Source organism: Venatorbacter sp. C2-1 (genome assembly GCF_022832715.1).
Classification (GTDB): Bacteria; Pseudomonadota; Gammaproteobacteria; order Pseudomonadales; family Oceanobacteraceae; genus Venatoribacter; species Venatoribacter alkanivorans.
The window spans coordinates 2,889,163-2,905,903 of the sequence record NZ_CP094879.1 but is presented as its reverse complement, the minus strand read 5'-3'; the positions used below and the strand labels follow the sequence as shown (position 1 = coordinate 2,905,903).

The 16,741-nt window shown below is 52.9% G+C and carries 19 protein-coding genes and 1 riboswitch; of the genes, 12 read left to right on the top strand and 7 right to left on the bottom strand.

Translation table 11 applies throughout. The features are described from left to right. Nucleotides 1–39: 39 nt before the first annotated feature. Nucleotides 40–852 carry an ABC transporter permease gene (locus tag MT343_RS13000; RefSeq protein ID WP_145470020.1) on the bottom strand — a complete coding sequence of 271 codons (813 nt, stop codon included), beginning with the start codon at nt 850–852 and terminating at the stop codon, nt 40–42. A gap of 76 nt (nt 853–928) precedes the next feature. Then, nucleotides 929–1,041, bottom strand: a riboswitch (guanidine-I (ykkC/yxkD leader). 249 nt (nt 1,042–1,290) lie between these two features. Between MT343_RS13000 and MT343_RS12995 the strand changes: the two genes are divergently transcribed. Further along, a complete protein-coding gene (locus tag MT343_RS12995; RefSeq protein ID WP_145470021.1) occupies nt 1,291–2,244 on the top strand; it encodes a DMT family transporter in 954 nt (317 codons plus the stop codon). Here MT343_RS12995 and MT343_RS12990 read toward each other — a convergent pair. From MT343_RS12990 to MT343_RS12970, 5 genes are all read right to left on the bottom strand, one after another. Further along, nucleotides 2,195–2,407, bottom strand: coding sequence for a hypothetical protein (locus MT343_RS12990; protein ID WP_145470022.1), 213 nt, complete (start codon nt 2,405–2,407; stop codon nt 2,195–2,197). The genes MT343_RS12995 and MT343_RS12990 overlap by 50 nt on opposite strands. Before the next feature lie 44 nt (nt 2,408–2,451). After that, entirely contained in the window at nt 2,452–3,156 is a 705-nt protein-coding gene (locus MT343_RS12985) for a glycine-rich domain-containing protein (protein ID WP_145470023.1), read from the bottom strand. Nucleotides 3,157–3,310: 154 nt separating this feature from the next. Next, nucleotides 3,311–3,727, bottom strand: a complete 417-nt coding sequence (locus tag MT343_RS12980) for a GFA family protein (protein WP_145470024.1) — start codon at nt 3,725–3,727, stop codon at nt 3,311–3,313. A 165-nt stretch (nt 3,728–3,892) separates the two neighbouring features. Beyond that, complete coding sequence (locus tag MT343_RS12975) at nt 3,893–5,020, bottom strand: NADH:flavin oxidoreductase (RefSeq protein WP_145470025.1); 1,128 nt, start codon at nt 5,018–5,020, stop codon at nt 3,893–3,895. 41 nt (nt 5,021–5,061) lie between these two features. Continuing rightward, entirely contained in the window at nt 5,062–5,685 is a 624-nt protein-coding gene (locus MT343_RS12970) for a TetR/AcrR family transcriptional regulator (protein ID WP_145470026.1), read from the bottom strand. Between the two features lie 246 nt (nt 5,686–5,931). Here MT343_RS12970 and MT343_RS12965 point away from each other — a divergent pair, with 246 nt between their 5' ends. Continuing rightward, a complete protein-coding gene (locus MT343_RS12965) occupies nt 5,932–6,441 on the top strand; it encodes an NUDIX domain-containing protein (RefSeq protein WP_145470027.1) in 510 nt (169 codons plus the stop codon). Here MT343_RS12965 and MT343_RS12960 read toward each other — a convergent pair. Then, nucleotides 6,438–7,220 carry an SDR family NAD(P)-dependent oxidoreductase gene (locus tag MT343_RS12960; RefSeq protein ID WP_145470028.1) on the bottom strand — a complete coding sequence of 261 codons (783 nt, stop codon included), beginning with the start codon at nt 7,218–7,220 and terminating at the stop codon, nt 6,438–6,440. The two genes, MT343_RS12965 and MT343_RS12960, sit on opposite strands and share 4 nt — an antisense overlap. A 185-nt stretch (nt 7,221–7,405) precedes the next feature. Between MT343_RS12960 and MT343_RS12955 the strand changes: the two genes are divergently transcribed. The 10 genes from MT343_RS12955 to MT343_RS12910 all read left to right on the top strand — a co-directional run bounded on the left by MT343_RS12955 (nt 7,406) and on the right by MT343_RS12910 (nt 16,718). Then, entirely contained in the window at nt 7,406–7,759 is a 354-nt protein-coding gene (locus MT343_RS12955; RefSeq protein ID WP_145470029.1) for an ArsR/SmtB family transcription factor, read from the top strand. Nucleotides 7,760–7,761: 2 nt separating this feature from the next. Beyond that, on the top strand, nt 7,762–8,265 hold the full coding sequence (locus tag MT343_RS12950; protein WP_145470030.1) for a DUF3087 family protein: 504 nt from the start codon (nt 7,762–7,764) through the stop codon (nt 8,263–8,265). Between the two features lie 123 nt (nt 8,266–8,388). Further along, nucleotides 8,389–9,792 carry a threonine synthase gene (gene thrC, locus MT343_RS12945; RefSeq protein ID WP_145470546.1) on the top strand — a complete coding sequence of 468 codons (1,404 nt, stop codon included), beginning with the start codon at nt 8,389–8,391 and terminating at the stop codon, nt 9,790–9,792. Nucleotides 9,793–9,934: 142 nt separating this feature from the next. Then, nucleotides 9,935–11,209 (top strand): sensor domain-containing diguanylate cyclase, encoded by a 1,275-nt coding sequence (locus MT343_RS12940; RefSeq protein WP_145470031.1) that lies wholly within the window; start codon nt 9,935–9,937, stop codon nt 11,207–11,209. 99 nt (nt 11,210–11,308) lie between these two features. After that, a complete protein-coding gene (locus MT343_RS12935; protein WP_145470032.1) occupies nt 11,309–11,791 on the top strand; it encodes a DUF2947 domain-containing protein in 483 nt (160 codons plus the stop codon). A 167-nt stretch (nt 11,792–11,958) separates the two neighbouring features. Beyond that, complete coding sequence (bfr, locus tag MT343_RS12930) at nt 11,959–12,423, top strand: bacterioferritin (protein WP_145470033.1); 465 nt, start codon at nt 11,959–11,961, stop codon at nt 12,421–12,423. A 13-nt stretch (nt 12,424–12,436) separates the two neighbouring features. After that, nucleotides 12,437–12,907 carry a bacterioferritin gene (bfr, locus tag MT343_RS12925; RefSeq protein ID WP_145470034.1) on the top strand — a complete coding sequence of 157 codons (471 nt, stop codon included), beginning with the start codon at nt 12,437–12,439 and terminating at the stop codon, nt 12,905–12,907. Between the two features lie 229 nt (nt 12,908–13,136). Next, nucleotides 13,137–14,165, top strand: coding sequence for an ATP-dependent zinc protease family protein (locus MT343_RS12920; protein ID WP_145470035.1), 1,029 nt, complete (start codon nt 13,137–13,139; stop codon nt 14,163–14,165). Nucleotides 14,166–14,182: 17 nt separating this feature from the next. Beyond that, complete coding sequence (locus tag MT343_RS12915; protein ID WP_145470036.1) at nt 14,183–15,727, top strand: inactive transglutaminase family protein; 1,545 nt, start codon at nt 14,183–14,185, stop codon at nt 15,725–15,727. 1 nt (nt 15,728) lies between these two features. Next, nucleotides 15,729–16,718 carry an alpha-L-glutamate ligase-like protein gene (locus tag MT343_RS12910; protein WP_225690925.1) on the top strand — a complete coding sequence of 330 codons (990 nt, stop codon included), beginning with the start codon at nt 15,729–15,731 and terminating at the stop codon, nt 16,716–16,718. Nucleotides 16,719–16,741: the final 23 nt, after the last annotated feature.

Below are 16,741 nucleotides of genomic sequence, written 5' to 3'. Positions count from 1 at the left end.
CCACCTTGTGGTTATCCTGCGTCTGAAAAATCAGTGCATTTATTGCGGCTGATACCAGGGGAATAATTTTCGGTTCAGTTGTTTCAGTAACTGATCAGAAATAATAGCCAGCAGGCTGATCCACACCACATAAGGTAGGATGACGTCCATTGCCATATAGCGGCGTACCAGAAAAATCCGGTAACCAAGTCCTTCGGTCGAGGCGATTGCCTCGGCGGCAATTAAAAATAACCAGGCAGCACCCATCGACAGGCGCAGCGCGTCGACCAGGCGTGGCAGCATTTGCGGCAGCACCATGCGCAGCATTAATTGCCAGCTGTTGGCGCCCAGCGTCTGGGCCTTAATCCACTGTTCGGTCGGCAGTTCCGACACACGGCTTTGTAATTCGCGGATTAAATATGGCGTGATGCCAATCACAATCAGCACCACTTTCGATACTTCACCGAGACCGAAAACAATAAACAGTACCGGTAGTAGGGCCATGGGCGGCACCATCGAGATGGCGGTGGTAAAGGGCGATAAATTCGCGCGCAGCAGTGGCAGGGCGCCCAGCGTTAAACCAAATAACAGAGCAATAGTTGCACTGATGCCAACGCCCATGGCCAGGCGTTCAAGGCTAGCGAGGGTATCGACCCAGAGCAGAATATCGCCGCTGCGTTTATTTTCTTCGGTCGCCATGCGCAGCAGCGTGTCGCCCATGGTGCTGAAGGCGGGCAGTAATTTGTCGTTCGGATTGTCGCTCAGGCGCTCGGTTGAGGCTGCCATATAGAGCAGGATGGCGATAATGAAGGGCAGGGCGCCCAGAAAAAAAGCCAGTGGGCGGGAAATTCTCTGATTAATCAGCCGGCGCATAAGCGCACTCCTGTTCGGGTTAACGGAGCGGATACAAGGGGCATTGCACAGGCTGGCCTGAGCGAATGTTCCAGTGATCTCCCGGGCTTTTATCCCTCCGTGTAACCCCCGCACGCGGCTGAGGTCGGTTGCTCTCGGACCAGTCGTTCATGTTTAACAACACAAACCGGAACCCTAGCGACCTATTAACGGAACTCAGTGTAGCAATTCCGCGAGCGATGCAGAACACCCCATTGTTTTCGCATCTCAACGGTATTTGCGAATGGTGTGCCAATTCTTACAAAGTACGGAAATGAATGTTTTTTGCGCACAGGGCATACAGAAATGCCCTAAATTGTCGGGCGAGAAACATATCAATAAATCTGAAACAGAAAATTATGCCGCATTTAAGGGCAGTTTTTATCCGCATGTTTTGTTTTGGTGCTTCGGGGAGTGTGTATGCGTGAATTTCTGAATCCTGCGGCGGTGCTGTTTCTGGCGTCGGTTCTCTGGGGCAGTGCCTGGATACCACTGAACGCTATTGAAAACGCCGGAATCAGTCATTCATTACTGCTGCTACTGGCGTACAGCGTGGCCAGTGTTCTGACCGCGGTGATCCTGTGGCGTCAGTGGCACAGGGTGCTGGCGCACTGGCAGCAGAATAAAGCGTTGTTAGCAGGAATATTTCTGGTGGGTGGTCTGGCCAATGCCAGTTTTTCGCTGGCGCTGCTGGAAGGTAATGTGGTGCGGGTCATGGTGCTGTTTTATCTGTTACCTGTGTGGAGCACCTTGCTTGGACGATTATTTCTGCATGAGACCGTCAGTGCCGGCAAAGCGCTGATGATTATGCTGGCTTTGTTGGGGGTGGTGCTGGTGGCGGGTATTCAGCCGGGTAGCGACTGGCAGGCGGCCTTACTGAAAACGCCCTGGGGAACAGGCGATACTCTGGGGCTGATTGCCGGTTTTACCTATGCAGCGAATAATATTTTATTCCGTAAAGGGCAGCTGGTTGCGCTGGTATTAAAAGCAGAAAGTATGTTGCTGGGGGCCGCATTTTTTATGTTGCTGAGCTGGCTTTGGCAGACGGATACACAGAATTCCGATCAGTTGTTGCAGGTATCGGAAAATGCCGTTTTGCTGGCCATGCTGTACGGTGCAACCTGGCTTCTGGCGGTGTCTTTCGGGTCGCAATGGGGCGTCAGTCATTTACCTGCCAGCCGCTCGTCGCTGATTATTATTATGGAACTGGTCACCGCGGTATTAACGGCCTGGTGGCTGGGAGAAGCACAGTTAAGTTTATGGGGCTGGCTGGGTTGCGTCTGCATTATGAGCGCAGCATTGCTGGACAGTATGAATGCCGGGGTTAGTCCAGACGTAAAAATCTGGGCACCAGCATCAGGCCAATTCCGGTGATCACCATGGCGTAGTGATTAGATACAAAGTAGGGGTAAATCATCAGGGCAACGCCACTCCACAGTGCGATTTTATGGCTTTGGCGCTTACCGTAAATAAAATAACCAAAACCGATTGAGCCAAAAATCAGCGATAAAAACAGCCCGGTTGTATCCGTTAACATGCTTGAATCCTTTGTTGTGATTGTGAGTGTTTGATCACTCTCGTTTAATCTCCTCCACAGCCGCTGCTGCAGCTGCAGCCACTGTCGGAGCCCGATGAGCAACTGCCGCTGCAGCCGCCACTGCCGGAGCAACCGGAAGCGCAGCCAATATGGCTGGCACAGTAAGGCGTTGTGTCGTGTTGTGTTTTCTTGTTTGGGCCTGTTGCTGCCATCTGACAGTTGAGCTGGTAAAAAAATCCGTCATCAATATCCAGCTGGGCATCAAGCGCAAACAGTAACGGCAGTTTGCTGGGCTGTTTGGCTGACAGCCATTCCCGGGCGCAGGCAATACGCCAGGCGCGTTTAATGCCGTTGGCGGCGGTGGTTGGCGTGCTCATGGCTTCGGCCGGTGTGTGGTGCAGAAAACGGCCAAAAGCGGAACGGCAGAATTCCTGATATTTGCGGGTGAACAGAATAAATTCATGCCAGGCGAGGTCGACCACCTGCGAGGGCATGGCAACGGGTTTGCGTCCGGCGATATTACAGATCTGAAAATATTCACGTAATCCGTCGATCACCAGCGCCAGCTGAGCTTCGTCCAGATGGGGGTAGCGCTGTGCCACCTTGCGTTTTAAGGTGCCGGGAAAGGCATAATTCTGTATATGCCGGGCACGCAATTTAATGGCGATTTTACGCCATAGTTTCCAGCCCAGGCTGATAATAATAATGGCCAGAATAATGCTGAAGAGGTTGTTGAATATCCAGTTCATAAAGCGTCCTGCGTACAGCCTGAAAAGTTGGCTGAACTATGCCGGGGCTTCGGCCGCTGGTCAATGCTGACACTGCCTGATGGTTGGCTGTGTCAGCAACGCGCAGGATGGCGCAGGGGGCGGCTTGCTGCTGAGCTGGTTACTGGTGGTGCGGTTACATTTTTTCAGCAAAAAACGCCATGATTTCAGCGGTTGTCATTTCCTGAGTTTCATTTGAAAAACAGTAGTAATCAGGCCGGGCATCACTGAAATATTGCATCACCATTTTCAACCCTTCCAGCTTTGGAAACAGGCCAACGGGCATGTTGTATTCACCGCTTTCTTTTAATTTATAAAACAAGTGAGTGCCGCATTCGCTGCAGAATCCGCGAGATGCCCAGGCGGATGACTGGTACATTTTCACATTGTCTTCGCCTTCGAACGTAACCTCTGTACCACACTGAACAGCAAAGAAAGGCGCGCCTCCCCAGGTGCGGCAGGATTGGCAGTGGCATACCGTAAATTTAGGGTTGATATTGGTTGCGGTTATTTTTACTGCACCACAGAGGCAGCTGGTATGAGAAGCAGGCATATTGCGGTAATCCGGATGGATAAAAACAGCAGCATGCCAGATGGTTGCGGAAATGCCTACTCTGTTGCTGGCGGGAAAATATAAACGCGTTTTTATTGCCCGGATTAACGGACAGAAATAAAAACGGGCCCTGATCAGGCCCGTTCTGTGTTATCTGCGTGGTACTTACACCAGCTGCATTAACGATTTTTTATCGTAGTCTTCCAGTTCGTCATAGCGGCCTGCTTTTACTTTCAGTACCCACTCAGGGTCCTGCAGCAGTGCACGGCCAACGGCAACCAGTTCAAACTCACCGGCCGCCATGCGCTGGCCAAGTTCATCGATGGAGGCGGTGGCAACACCGGAGGCGTCAACCATGTCGCGTTTGTCTTCATCAATAAAGCTGGCATTCAGGCCAACAGAACCGACGGTAATCACCGGCTTACCGGTGATTTTTTTGGTCCAGCCGGCCAGATTCAGGTCGGAACCTGCGAATTCTTTTTCCCAGAAACGGCGGGTTGAGCAATGGAAAATATCGACACCGGCTTCGACCAGTGGCTTGAGGAAGGCTTCCAGTTCTTCCGGGGTTTCACACAGACGGGCGCTGTAATCCTGCTGTTTCCACTGGGAGAAACGGAAAATAATCGGGAAATCCGGGCCAACACGGTCGCGGATGGCAGAGACAATTTCGCAGGCGAAACGGGTACGGGCAACCAGATCACCGCCGTATTCGTCAGTACGCTGGTTAGAGCCTTCCCAGAAGAACTGGTCGATTAAATAACCGTGGGCGCCGTGTACTTCCACCGCATCAAAGCCAATGCGTTTGGAATCTTCAGCCGCCTGAGCGAAGGCTTCAATCACTTCCTGAATATCTTCTTTGCTCATGGCTACGCCATTTTCTTTACCGGCTTTGACCAGACCGGACGGGCTGTAACCCGGTACTGACGGATCAGGCTCCACGCCTTCTTTACGGATGGCGCCCACGTGCCACAGCTGTGGAGCGATTTTGCCACCTTTGGCGTGTACTGCATCGACCACTTTTTTCCAGCCGGCCAGTGCGTCTTCACCATAAATAAAAGGAACGCGCGGATAGCCGTTAGCGGCTTTATGGCCGACACAGGTGCCTTCGGTGATGATCAGACCCACTTCATTTTCGGCACGGCGGGCGTAGTAGGCCGCGACCAGTTCATTGGGAACGTTGCCCGGCGAGTAGGTGCGGGTCATCGGAGCCATAACAATACGGTTGCTCAGTTGCAGCGGGCCGAGGGTGATGGGTTCAAACAGGGCGCTGACGGCGCCGTGGACATTGCTCATATCGGTATTCCTGTTGGCTGTTTTTACTGTTTCGGAAATGGTTAAAAGGTTGTGCTTGAATGCGCCGGTTGTGCATCCGGCAGCCATTGTTGCAGCAGCAATGACATACTCTGCTCAAAGTGTTCGCGCCCTAACAGGCGGGCGTAATACAGCGCGCCTTTGCAGGCAAAAATAAATAACTGCGCCAGTTCCTGCGCACTGGCGGTGGCCGGAGCCTGCAGCTCGCCGTTTGCCAGCCCCTGGCTGAACACCGCAGCAACCCAATCCACTTCGAGCCGGCTGAGGTCACTCAGGCGTGCGCGCATGGCATCCGGCAGTTGCGCCAGATCGCTGTGCAGGGCGCTGAGCGGGCACTGCTTATGTTCGTTAAAGGTGTGTTTGGCCGCGGCGCGCAGATAACGCTGCAGTTTGTCCGGTGCGTTGTGCCCATGCTGATCAAAGTGCGCGAAACCGTCACGCAGCCATTGTTCGGTCCAGTCACACAGTGCCAGGCCAAGGTCGGCTTTCTGTGCGAAGTGGTGATGCACGCTGGGTTTGCTGATGCCCAGTTCGCGCGCCAGATCCTGATAGCTGAAGCCGGTATAACCACGGCGGCAGAGCAGGTCGGCGCCAACATCAATCAGCTGCTGGCGGGTCTGGCGGGCATTGGCGGATTTTGTGGTCATCGCGGCATCGCTCTGGGCGTTTGTTAGTATCGACTGTGATTAGCCTACCTACTGGTAGGTAGGCTTGCAGGAGGCATTTGTGCCAGAAGTCGGCAGATAGCCACTGCTTTTTGCAACGGTTCATGTTGCTGTCAGGTTTAAGCAGTTATAACTGGGGAAAGGTGGGATGTGCGCGGCGCCAGTTTTGCAGCGTTTCGTTTCAGCATTTCATCGCAGCGTTACATTGATGTTTCAGGAGAAAACAGAATGCCGGAATTTCGTTATTGCCCGCATTGTGCGGCTGAGCTGCAACCCGGGAAGGTGGATCAGCGCCTGATCTGCATGCGCATCGGCTGTGGGTTTATCCACTGGAATAACCCGGTTCCGGTGGTTGCGGCAATCGTTTTGCACCGGCCGCAGCCAGAGACGCAAGAGCATGTACTGCTGGTGAATAATGTCGGTTGGCCGGAGGGGATGCTGGCGCTGGTCAGTGGTTTTGTGGAGTCTGGTGAAACGCCGGAGCAGGGTATTGTGCGCGAGATTAAAGAAGAGTTGGGGCTCAGCAGTACCGCCGTCCGTTTTCTGGGTCATTACCCCTTCGCTCAGGCCAACCAGCTGTTGCTGGTGTATGAGGTGCACGCCGAAGGGGAAATCGTGATGGATACCAGCGAGCTGGCTGCCTATAAGCACATTGCGATTAATAAGCTGAAGGCCTGGCCCATAGGCACAGGCCCTGCCGTTCAGGCATGGCTGGATCAGCAGAACAGCAACGCTTAGCGCGTTGCCGCTTCGCCGAAAATGGCCTGCAGCTGTCGCGGAATAAAGCGGATGCCAAACACCGAGGCTTTATACAGCAGCCCGGGGACAACGCTGGCCCTGCCTTTTATCACGCCTTTCAGACCGGCGCGTGCGACTGAATCGCTGCTCATAATGGCGAGGGTGCGCAGGCCTTCAATCTTCTGTCCGGATACATCCATAAACTCGGTGGCCGTACCGCCGGGGCAGAGAGCGCTGATGTGAATTTTGTGCGGGCGCAGTTCCCGCGCCAGCGATTCGGCAAAGTTGAGTACATAGGCTTTGCTGCCGGCGTAGCTGGCAAACTGCGGGCCGGGTAAGAAGCCCAGCAGGGATGACACCAGCAGAATATGGCCGCCGCCGCGTTGTTTCATATCGGCGGCGAACAGCCAGGTCAGCTCGGTCAGGGTGGTGACCATCAGCTGGATCATCTGACTGTGAACCGGCATCGGCACGTCCAGCAGATAGCCATGCTGGGCAAAACCGGCGTTATTAATCAGCAGGTCGACGGGCAGCTGCAGTGCCTGGGTTTTATTAAACAGCTCTGTGGCCGAGCCGGGCTGAGCCAGATCCTGGCTGATCACCTGTACGCGGATGCCGGCGCTGTGCTCCAGCTCCTGTTTTAACGCCAGTAATTTGTCTTCGCGCCGTGCCACCAGAATCAGATGGCAACCGGCAGCGGCCAGCTGGCGGGCAAAGGATTCGCCAATGCCACTGGAGGCACCGGTAATCAGAGCGGTTTTGTTATGGAAGGTGCGCATGGCAGAACTCCGTTGGCTGATACGGTTATTTTTGTTTTGCGGCTGTTTATAGTTTGACGATTGTCGAACTGACCGGATGCTAAGAAACAGTTTGATAATTGTCAAAGTGTTATCCTGCCATCGTGTTAAAACGACGGAGGCTGAAGTACACTGCCGCCCACTTTCCGGATGTTCACAGTGAATCTATGTGCCGACTGACCGATAAAGGGGTGAACCTGCTGGCCGATGCCTTTAAAGCACTGGCTCATCCCAACCGTTTGCAGATGTATCTGGAGGTTGTGCGTCATCATCAGGCGGAACAGCCCTTAACAGAGCACAGCCGCACCGGCTTACCGGCCCCGGCAGCTGGCTGTGGTGTCGCTGACTTTATCAGTAAGCTCAGCATTGGCGCGCCGACCGTCTCTCATCACGTAAAAGCGCTGGTTGATGCCGGGCTGATCCGGGTCGAAAAACAGGGCAAATATGTGTCCTGTTTTTTAAACGAAGATGTATACCGCGAGCTGGGCGATTTCTTTCGTCCGCTGTCGTCGCAGGAGTAAGCATGAAACTTGAGAATATTGATAAGGCCCGCTTTAAAAAACATCTGAACCGTTTTCAGGCGGCACTGGTCGCGACGCTGCTGGTTCTGTCGCTGGGGTTTTCAACGTTATATATCGCCCTGTGGGGCGGTGCGGAGTCCAATTTCTGGCTCAATGCGGCGGGTGTGGCAACCGCCGCCATAGTGATTGCGGCGCTGATTAACCGCTTTAAAGATCATCCTGCGCTGACTGAGGTAATGTACGTCTGGCGCCTGAAGCAGGCGCTGAACCGGATTTACCGGGCCAGTGCAAAGCTGAATGCGGCGCTGGAGGCTGATAACCCGCTGGCGGTGACCATTCAGTACTATTTCCTACACGGTTCAAAGCATCTGCACCAGCTGGAAGACAACACGCTGACCATGGATGAACTGAACACTCAGATTGCCCAGCTGGAGAAGCAGATTGAGCGACTGGGACTGACGCCGAGCGTGGATGATTACCGCCCGGAGCTGCTTGAGCAGCTGTAGCCGGCCGTTGTCGGTAAACAGGCCGCAGGCAAGATGCAGCGGCGGCCTTAACCATGTAAACTACGCGCATTTTTTACACACCCCTTTTCATACCTTTGGAAGACACGCAGGCTTTCGCCCATGATGAAATACATTTCTACCCGCGGTAATGCGCCGGAACTGACCTTTGAAGACGTACTGCTGACCGGCCTGGCCACCGACGGCGGCTTATATGTGCCGAAAGACGTACCGCAATTCTCCCTCGAAGAGATCGAATCCTGGCGTGACCTGCCGTACACCGAACTGGCACATAAGGTGATTTCCCCGTTCGTGGAAGGCTGTGTGGATTCCGCCGCATTGCAGAAAATGCTGAATGAGGTGTATTCAGGCTTCGGTCATAAAGCGGTTGCTCCGCTGCAGCAGATTGACCACAACGAATACGTACTGGAACTGTTCCACGGCCCGACGCTGGCATTCAAAGACTTCGCTCTGCAATTGCTGGGTCGCCTGCTGGATTACGTGCTGGAACGCCGCCACGAGAAAGTGGTGATCATGGGGGCCACCTCTGGCGATACCGGTTCTGCCGCGATTGAAGGCACCAAAGCCTGTCGTAATGTCGACATCTTTATTCTGCATCCGCACGGCAAGGTGTCTGAAGTTCAGCGTCGCCAGATGACCACGGTTAAAGGTGACAACATCTTCAATATCGCCATCGAAGGTAACTTCGATCAGGCGCAGGAAATGGTTAAAGCCAGCTTTGGCGACCAGCAGTTCCTGCGTGGTGAGCGCAAACTGGTGGCCGTAAACAGCATCAACTGGGCGCGCATCATGGCGCAGATCGTTTACTACTTCTATTCCGCACTGAACCTGGGTGGCCCGCTGCGTCCGATGGCGTATTCCGTTCCAACCGGTAACTTCGGTGATATTTTCGCCGGTTACATGGCGAAGAAAATGGGTCTGCCGGTTGAACAGCTGATCATCGCCACCAACAGCAACGATGTTCTGCATCGTCTGATGAGCAAGAATCAGTACGAAGTACACCCGCTGCAGCACACCATCACGCCGTCGATGGATATCGCGGTATCCAGCAACTTTGAGCGTCTGCTGTTCGATCTGTATGACCGTGACGGTGCCAAACTGGCGGATCTGATGGCACGCATGAACGCTAAAAAAGATGTGGTGTCTCTGGACGAAGATAAGCTGGCCAAAGCCCGTGAGCTGTTCGACAGCTATGCCGTCAGTGAAGATATGACTGTCGCCACTATGCAGGAAGTCTTCGGTGAAACCGGATATCTGCTTGATCCGCACACCGCCATCGGCGTGAAAGCAGCGCGCGAGTGCCGTCGTAACCAGAACATTCCGATGATCACTCTGGGAACTGCGCATCCGGTTAAGTTTGAAGAAGCGGTACTGCGTGCCGGTTTCGATATGCCAAAACTGCCGCATCATCTGACCGATCTGATGGAACGTGAAGAGCGTCTGAATGTGCTGCCTGCTGATCTGGCAACGGTACAAAGCTTTATCGCAAAAAACACCTTTAAGGACTGATACCTTAAACGGTGCTGCTGAAGGCCACTCTTGAGTGGCCTTTTTTATATCTGGCATTCCTGTACAGAGGCACAATTGGTCTATTCTTTGAGACAAAGGTTTGGATTGTCCTGCCGGAAATACCGCCTGAACAGGTATTGATATGACCCATGAATATGGTCCGGAGCTGCTCAGTTATCTGCAGGCATTCGACCAGCTGAAAGAAGCCATCTACATCGTCAATCCGCAGACTGCAGAAATAGTGGCAGTGAATGACGAAGCATGCCGCCAGCAGAAGCTCAGCCGTGAGCGGCTGGTGCAGCGCACGGTCTTTGATCAGCAGCGGGATATCCGCGATTCTGCTCACTGGCAGCTGGTGGTGCAGGCAATCCGCTCAGACCCTGACTATGTCTTTTCCGGCCGCCATATCCGCTCAGATGGCAGCGAATTTCCGGTAGAGGTTTCCAGCCATGTGGTGGTTTGGGATGGTACGGAATATCTGTTGTCTTCGGTACGCGATATTACCCAGCGTAAGGCAATCGAGAAAACACTGCATGATCTTGAGCCGATCATGCAGTTTGTACTCAATGAAGCCTCGGACGGTATCTGGGACTGGGATCTGGCCACCAACGACGTGTTTTATGCCCCTCAGCTCAAACGTATGCTGGGTTACGGCCCTTACGAAGTGCAGCACACCTTGTTTACCTGGAAAGACAGTCTGCATCCGGAGGATGCCGAACACATTCTGGCCGAAACCGAAGAATACGTCTCCGGCAAACAGGATATTTACGATATTGAATACCGTCTGAGAACCCGCAACGGCGACTATATCTGGGTACATGACCGCGGTTATGTCTGTGCCCGCGATGATAATGGCCGGGCACTGCGGGTGGTGGGCATGGTGCACAATATTGATGAATACAAAAAGCTGGAAGTCCGGTTGCGGGAACTGGCGACCATTGATGAACTGACCGGCCTGCTGAATCGCCGTGCCGGTTATGCGGTCTTTGAACAGCAGTTACAGCTGGCGATCCGGCAACGTACCGTGCTCACGATTGCTTTACTGGATCTGGATACCTTTAAAAACATCAACGACCAGTTTGGACATCAGGTGGGTGACAGGGCACTGCGACTGGCATCTGACACCTTCCGTTCACGGCTGCGGGCGAGTGACACTCTGATGCGCTGGGGAGGCGAGGAGTTTCTGTTGCTGATGCCGGATACCAGTCTTGCGGCTGGTCTGAGTGTGTGTGAAGAGCTGCGCCAGCAACTGGAAAATGCCAGCCTTAAAGCATCTGGCCGCCGTATCCCGCTGACGGTCAGTGCGGGTCTGGCGGCTTGTCCTGAGCATGGAAAAAGTATCAAAAATCTGGTGCAGAGTGCCGATAAAGCGCTGTACCGTGCCAAATCGCTGGGCCGTAACCGCATTATTGGCTGAGCCCCTCCGCTCAGTGGTCATGCGATAATACCCGCGGATCAATTCCGCAGTTGCCGTTGAAAATGTTACCCTTATGGCTCTTTTTCGCTGTGAGTCTGTATGAACTACCTTGCCTGGCCAGATTACAAACAAGGCTGGATTTTCCGCCATCGGGAGTTGCCCGTGGCTGCAGAAGATCTGGAACATATCAAACCGCTGACTGCCGTGGCCGCCTTGCAGTTCTGGCGCCAGAACATCAGTAAAGAAGCGACCCATGCCAGCCACTTTCTTGGTGATGACTGGCCGGCACGTAATGGCGTCTGGGCAGAGCAGGGCGACTGGCAGACATGCTGGGACAGTGACAGCAATGAATTACCTGAGTTGATTGCTGCGCATTTAAGCTGGGACGACAATACGGTGGTGTATTTCTGCTATCACTCCGAGCATGTGGTGCAGACCAGCTGGAAAATATTCCGCCGTTACTGGAAGAATTTTTTATTCTACGACGACGAACCTTTTCTGTTAGGGAAAAAACGCTCGCAGGTTATACAGTTTCACTCCGATGGCAGCTTCCATATCGGCACCAAACCGGCGGACCACTGAGCTCACAGTGGCCGTCCGTTCGCTTGTTATCAATGCAGGTAATAATCGAAGTCATTTATATTGTCTTCTTAGTGCCAGGGCACCTCTGAATCATTCAGTGCCCTAAAGCTTGCGCAGCCCGGCGCTAATTCATAGACTGGTTTATTCAGTTTTTAAGGAGCGCGGCCATGAAGGGTGACGTCAAAGTAAACGAGTATCTGAATCAGATTCTCAGCATCGAACTCACATCGATTAATCAGTATTTTCTCCATGCCCGCATGTTTAAAAACTGGGGTTTTTCTGAGCTGGATGAAAAGGCTTACAAAAAATCCATCAAGGATATGAAACAGGCCGACAAACTGATTGAACGCATTTTATTTCTCGAAGGTCTGCCTAATCTGCAGAAGCTGAATCGTCTGCGTATTGGCGAAAATACCGCCGAAATGTTGCAGTGCGATCTGGATCAGATTGTCGAGCAGCTGGAAGTCCTCAAAGAAGCCATTGCCTATTGTGAATCGGTTAAAGATTACGTTAGCCGCGAACTGCTGGAAGAGATTCAGGAATACGAAGAAGAATACCTCGACTGGCTGGAAACCCAGCAATCTCTGATTGCCCAGGTTGGCATCGAAAACTATCAACAGTCCATGATGTAAGAGGAGGCCGGATATGAAAGGTAACGCACAGGTTATTGCCAAATTAAACGAGTTATTAGCCGGTGAATTAAGCGCCATGGATCAGTACTTTATCCATTCCCGTATGTACGATGACTGGGGACTGAAAAAGCTGTACGAGCGCATTGATCACGAGTTCGAAGATGAAAAGGGCCACGCTTCAAAGCTCATTGAGCGCATTCTGTTTCTGGGCGGGACACCTGATATGGTAACCCGGGTGCCGCTGAATATCGGTAAAGACGTACCGGCAATGCTGAAGAGCGATCTTGATCTGGAGTACAAGGTTATCGTCGATCTGCGGGAAGTCATGGCCCTGTGTGAACAGGTTCGGGACTATCAGACCCGTGATATGTTGCAGGTGCTGCTGGATGATACCGAAAACGATCACACTCATTGGCTGGAACAGCAGCTGGGTCTGATCGACAAAATCGGCCTGCCTAACTATCTGCAGTCGCAGATGTCCTGACCGGAACAGCCTGTTGCTCACAAAAAAGCTCCCATCGGGAGCTTTTTTGTTATGTGCCGGTCGAACCCCGCCGTATGCGCCTGATCTGTTGCTGCAGGAGCCCTGGCTCTGAACCGGGGATAAATCAGTATCACTGTAAATAACGCGGTAAAAGGTTGTACCTGTGTTCAGATTCCCCCGCTTTCTGTGGTTAAATGCCGCACGCATTTCTCTGTTGGTGGAGGTTGTTATGCCCCCTCGGGCATCGTTTTTCCTCATAGCTTGTATTGCCCTGATCACTTCGGGTTGTTCTGTTTGGCCAGGCCGGGAACACCGTGAACTGACATTAGCAGACATTGAACAACTGCTGGATCAGAAGATGCCGGTTGCTCAACCGGCGCCTGCTGCTGCGGCCTGTACAGACGTTGCTGCGCTGGATGACAAACTTCGTCGTCAGCGTTTACAGCTGGTCCGTATGAATAAACAACTGCAGGCGCTGACGGCCGCATCGCCGACTTTTTCCGGTGCTGAGTGCCCACCACGGGAAGCTCCGGCGACCCTGATGGATGGCAAAACCATTATTGGTGCCAGCGAATGGATTTACCTGTCTCCGCCAGGCCATCATTATCAGGCGCGAATTGACAGTGGTGCGGCAACTTCATCACTGAGTGCGGTGAATGTTGTGCGTTTTGAACGCAATGGTAAGCGTTGGGTGCGTTTCTGGCTGCAGCACGATGATGAGGCTGAACCGATTGAGATCGAAGCACCGCTGGTGCGTCATGTGCTGATCCGTCAGGCTTCCAGCGATGAAGTAGACCGCCGGCCGGTGGTCTCCCTGACCGTAAATCTTGGTTCAGCGCTGCAGCAGGATACCGAGTTTACCCTCACTGACCGTTCACAGATGACCTATCCCATTTTGCTGGGCCGTGAGTTTTTACGTGACGTAACCCTGATTGATGTTGGTCGTCGCTTCCTGCACGCCAAATTTGTACCGGATACTGCACCGGTGACAAAAGCGCCTGTACCATCAGCAAAAACGCCAACGGTAACAGCACCGCCTGCTGCTCCGGCCAAAAAATCGCCGCCCGCGGCTACCGCTCCCGCAACAAGCGAACCGGCTGAATTGAAAAAGAAAGCAGCGGAGCCGGATGTTAAAACGCCGATAAAAGGCGTTCCTGAAAACAGTACTTCAGCCCCGGCGGCAGATGCTGTGGATGGCAGCAAGCCGGCCACTGCAGAACCTCCGGTGAACGCTGAACCGGCTCCCAACACACCGTAGCCTGCGATGCCAATATTATGAACATCCGATCCCTGTCATTTTCCCGCGCGCCTTTTTTTCTGCTGGTTGGTTTTTTACTGGTGGTCGGTATCGTACTGACATTGCATCGTCACTGGATGTATGAAGTACCGCTGGTGTATGGCGAAACCCAGACCATCTGGTCGGTGGAAGCCAAGGTCGAATTTAATGCGCATGGTGGGCCGGTCAAAGTATCGATGGCCCGTCCGTCGGCACAGGATGGCTTTACTGTATTAAAAGAAGCCGGTGCATCACCAGGTTATGGTCTGAATTTTATGGACAGTGATGAACCCCGTGCCGAGTGGACCGTGCGTGGTGCCAAAGGGAAACAGGAACTGTTTTATCGTGCCGAAATTCTGGTCAGCCAGATGCAGTCCGGTGCCGATCTGCCGCCACCGGCAATCGATCCGGTCAGCTGGCCGGAGCCTTATGCCAGCGCCGTCAGTGAAGTGCTGGCTGCGGCTTATGCCACCTCGGCCGATAACTACAGCCTGACGCGGGAATTATTAAAGCGTTTCCGTGAAGATGAAACCGCACAGCATATTGAATTACTTCGTACCCACTATGCCGATCAGCTGCCGGAACTGTGGGTAGAAATGCTGCATAAAGCACGTGTGCCGGCATCGGTAGTGTATGGTCTTAACCTGCAGGATGGCCGTCGCCGCCAGAGTCTGACGCCTTTGTTACGGGTGTGGAATGGCAACGACAGCCAGATATTTGAGTTGCCAGGCGAGAAGAGCAGCGCCTCGGTATTGTTGGCTGCTGATACGCCGTTATTATTGTGGGAGCAGCGCGGGGCTCCGGTTCTTGATGTTACCGGCGGTACCGATTCCAGTATCCGTTTCTCAATGCTGAAACGGGAAGAGTCCACTTACGCAAATATTGCTGAAAATCTCTCCAGTCAGCATGATTTCCTGAATTTCTCGATTCACAGTCTGCCGGTGGAAGAGCAGGCGATGTTTAAAACCATTCTGCTGATTCCTATCGGTGCGCTGATTGTCTGTGTTCTGCGTATTATTATTGGTATCCGTACATCGGGTACCTTTATGCCGGTATTGATTGCTCTGGCATTTATTCAGACTTCTCTGGTTACCGGTCTGGTCGGTTTTTTACTGGTGGTTGCCACCGGATTATTTATCCGCGGTTATTTATCCCGTCTGAATTTATTATTGGTGGCGCGGATTACCGCTGTGATTATTACCGTGATTGCCATTATCAGTATTTTCAGTGTTCTGTCTTATAAACTGGGGCTGACTGAAGGTCTGAAAATTACCTTTTTCCCGATGATTATTCTGTCCTGGACCATCGAACGGATGTCGATTCTGTGGGAGGAAGAAGGTGGCCGTGAGGTAATGGTGCAGGGCGGTGGCAGTCTGTTGACTGCTGTGCTGGCTTACTGGGCGATGAGTGACCCCTGGGTGCGGCATTTAACATTCAACTTTATTGGCATTCAGTTCATTGTTCTGGCACTGGTACTGCTGATCGGTTCTTACACCGGCTATCGTCTGTTGGAGCTGAAACGCTTCAAGGCGTTTGGGAACTAACGTGTTTACCTTACCATGGCGTCTTGAACGGCGCGGAATTCTGGGCATGAACCGGCGTAATATCAGCTATATCAGCCGCTATAACCCACGCCGTTTATATCCTCTGGTTGATAATAAACTGAAGACCAAATTACTGGCACAAAAAGCAGGAATAACCACGCCGGCATTAATCGGTACTATTCAGAGCCAGCATGATGTTTCTTTGCTTGCTGATCTGTTGCGTGATGTTCCGGGTTTTGCCATTAAGCCGGCGAAAGGCAGTGGTGGCAAAGGCATTCTGGTGCTCAGCCGGTATGATGATGAGCAGTACGTCAAAAACAGCGGAACTCTGGTGACCCTGGCGGAATTACAGCGTCACGTATCGAATATTCTGTCTGGCCTGTACAGTCTGGGCGGCAGTCCGGATATTGCCATTATTGAAGAACTGATCGAATTTGATCCCAAGCTTGGTGGTTATTCGTTTGAAGGTGTGCCGGATATTCGTGTGATTGTTTGCCGTGGTTATCCGGTGATGGCGATGATGCGTCTTTCTACCCGCAGTTCTGATGGCAAAGCAAACCTGCATCAGGGAGCGGTTGGTGTCGGATTGGATATTGCTACCGGGCGGCCGTTAAATGCGGTGCAGGATGGTTTAAGTGTTGAGCGTCACCCTGATACCGGACGGGAATTATCAGAGCTGGTTATCCCGCAATGGGGGCAACTGCTGGAATTGGCAGCGCGCTGTTATGAGGAGACGGGTCTGGGGTATCTGGGTACCGATATGGTTCTTGACCGTCGTTACGGTCCGATGTTGCTTGAGTTAAATGCCCGTCCGGGACTGACCATTCAGGTTGCTAACGGTTGTGGTCTGTTACCACGCTTACGCAAAATTGATGCTCTGTCCGATGCTGATATTTTCCGGCCGGCAGCGGAGAGGGTAGAGCTAAGCCGCCAGTGGTTTGCGGCAGATCCGTTGCAACAGGTGGGTTCAGCTGAATTATCAGAAACATAAAATAAATAAAAAGGCCCAACCGG

Excerpts from the sequence above, each read along its gene's own strand:
- MT343_RS13000 (WP_145470020.1), bottom strand. The coding sequence starts at position 852 with ATGCGCCGGCTGATTAATCAGAGAATTTCCCGCCCACTGGCTTTTTTT.
- MT343_RS12995 (WP_145470021.1), top strand. The coding sequence starts at position 1,291 with ATGCGTGAATTTCTGAATCCTGCGGCGGTGCTGTTTCTGGCGTCGGTT.
- MT343_RS12990 (WP_145470022.1), bottom strand. The coding sequence starts at position 2,407 with ATGTTAACGGATACAACCGGGCTGTTTTTATCGCTGATTTTTGGCTCA.
- MT343_RS12985 (WP_145470023.1), bottom strand. The coding sequence starts at position 3,156 with ATGAACTGGATATTCAACAACCTCTTCAGCATTATTCTGGCCATTATT.
- MT343_RS12980 (WP_145470024.1), bottom strand. The coding sequence starts at position 3,727 with ATGCCTGCTTCTCATACCAGCTGCCTCTGTGGTGCAGTAAAAATAACC.
- MT343_RS12975 (WP_145470025.1), bottom strand. The coding sequence starts at position 5,020 with ATGAGCAATGTCCACGGCGCCGTCAGCGCCCTGTTTGAACCCATCACC.
- MT343_RS12970 (WP_145470026.1), bottom strand. The coding sequence starts at position 5,685 with ATGACCACAAAATCCGCCAATGCCCGCCAGACCCGCCAGCAGCTGATT.
- MT343_RS12965 (WP_145470027.1), top strand. The coding sequence starts at position 5,932 with ATGCCGGAATTTCGTTATTGCCCGCATTGTGCGGCTGAGCTGCAACCC.
- MT343_RS12960 (WP_145470028.1), bottom strand. The coding sequence starts at position 7,220 with ATGCGCACCTTCCATAACAAAACCGCTCTGATTACCGGTGCCTCCAGT.
- MT343_RS12955 (WP_145470029.1), top strand. The coding sequence starts at position 7,406 with ATGTGCCGACTGACCGATAAAGGGGTGAACCTGCTGGCCGATGCCTTT.
- MT343_RS12950 (WP_145470030.1), top strand. The coding sequence starts at position 7,762 with ATGAAACTTGAGAATATTGATAAGGCCCGCTTTAAAAAACATCTGAAC.
- thrC (WP_145470546.1), top strand. The coding sequence starts at position 8,389 with ATGAAATACATTTCTACCCGCGGTAATGCGCCGGAACTGACCTTTGAA.
- MT343_RS12940 (WP_145470031.1), top strand. The coding sequence starts at position 9,935 with ATGACCCATGAATATGGTCCGGAGCTGCTCAGTTATCTGCAGGCATTC.
- MT343_RS12935 (WP_145470032.1), top strand. The coding sequence starts at position 11,309 with ATGAACTACCTTGCCTGGCCAGATTACAAACAAGGCTGGATTTTCCGC.
- bfr (WP_145470033.1), top strand. The coding sequence starts at position 11,959 with ATGAAGGGTGACGTCAAAGTAAACGAGTATCTGAATCAGATTCTCAGC.
- bfr (WP_145470034.1), top strand. The coding sequence starts at position 12,437 with ATGAAAGGTAACGCACAGGTTATTGCCAAATTAAACGAGTTATTAGCC.
- MT343_RS12920 (WP_145470035.1), top strand. The coding sequence starts at position 13,137 with ATGCCCCCTCGGGCATCGTTTTTCCTCATAGCTTGTATTGCCCTGATC.
- MT343_RS12915 (WP_145470036.1), top strand. The coding sequence starts at position 14,183 with ATGAACATCCGATCCCTGTCATTTTCCCGCGCGCCTTTTTTTCTGCTG.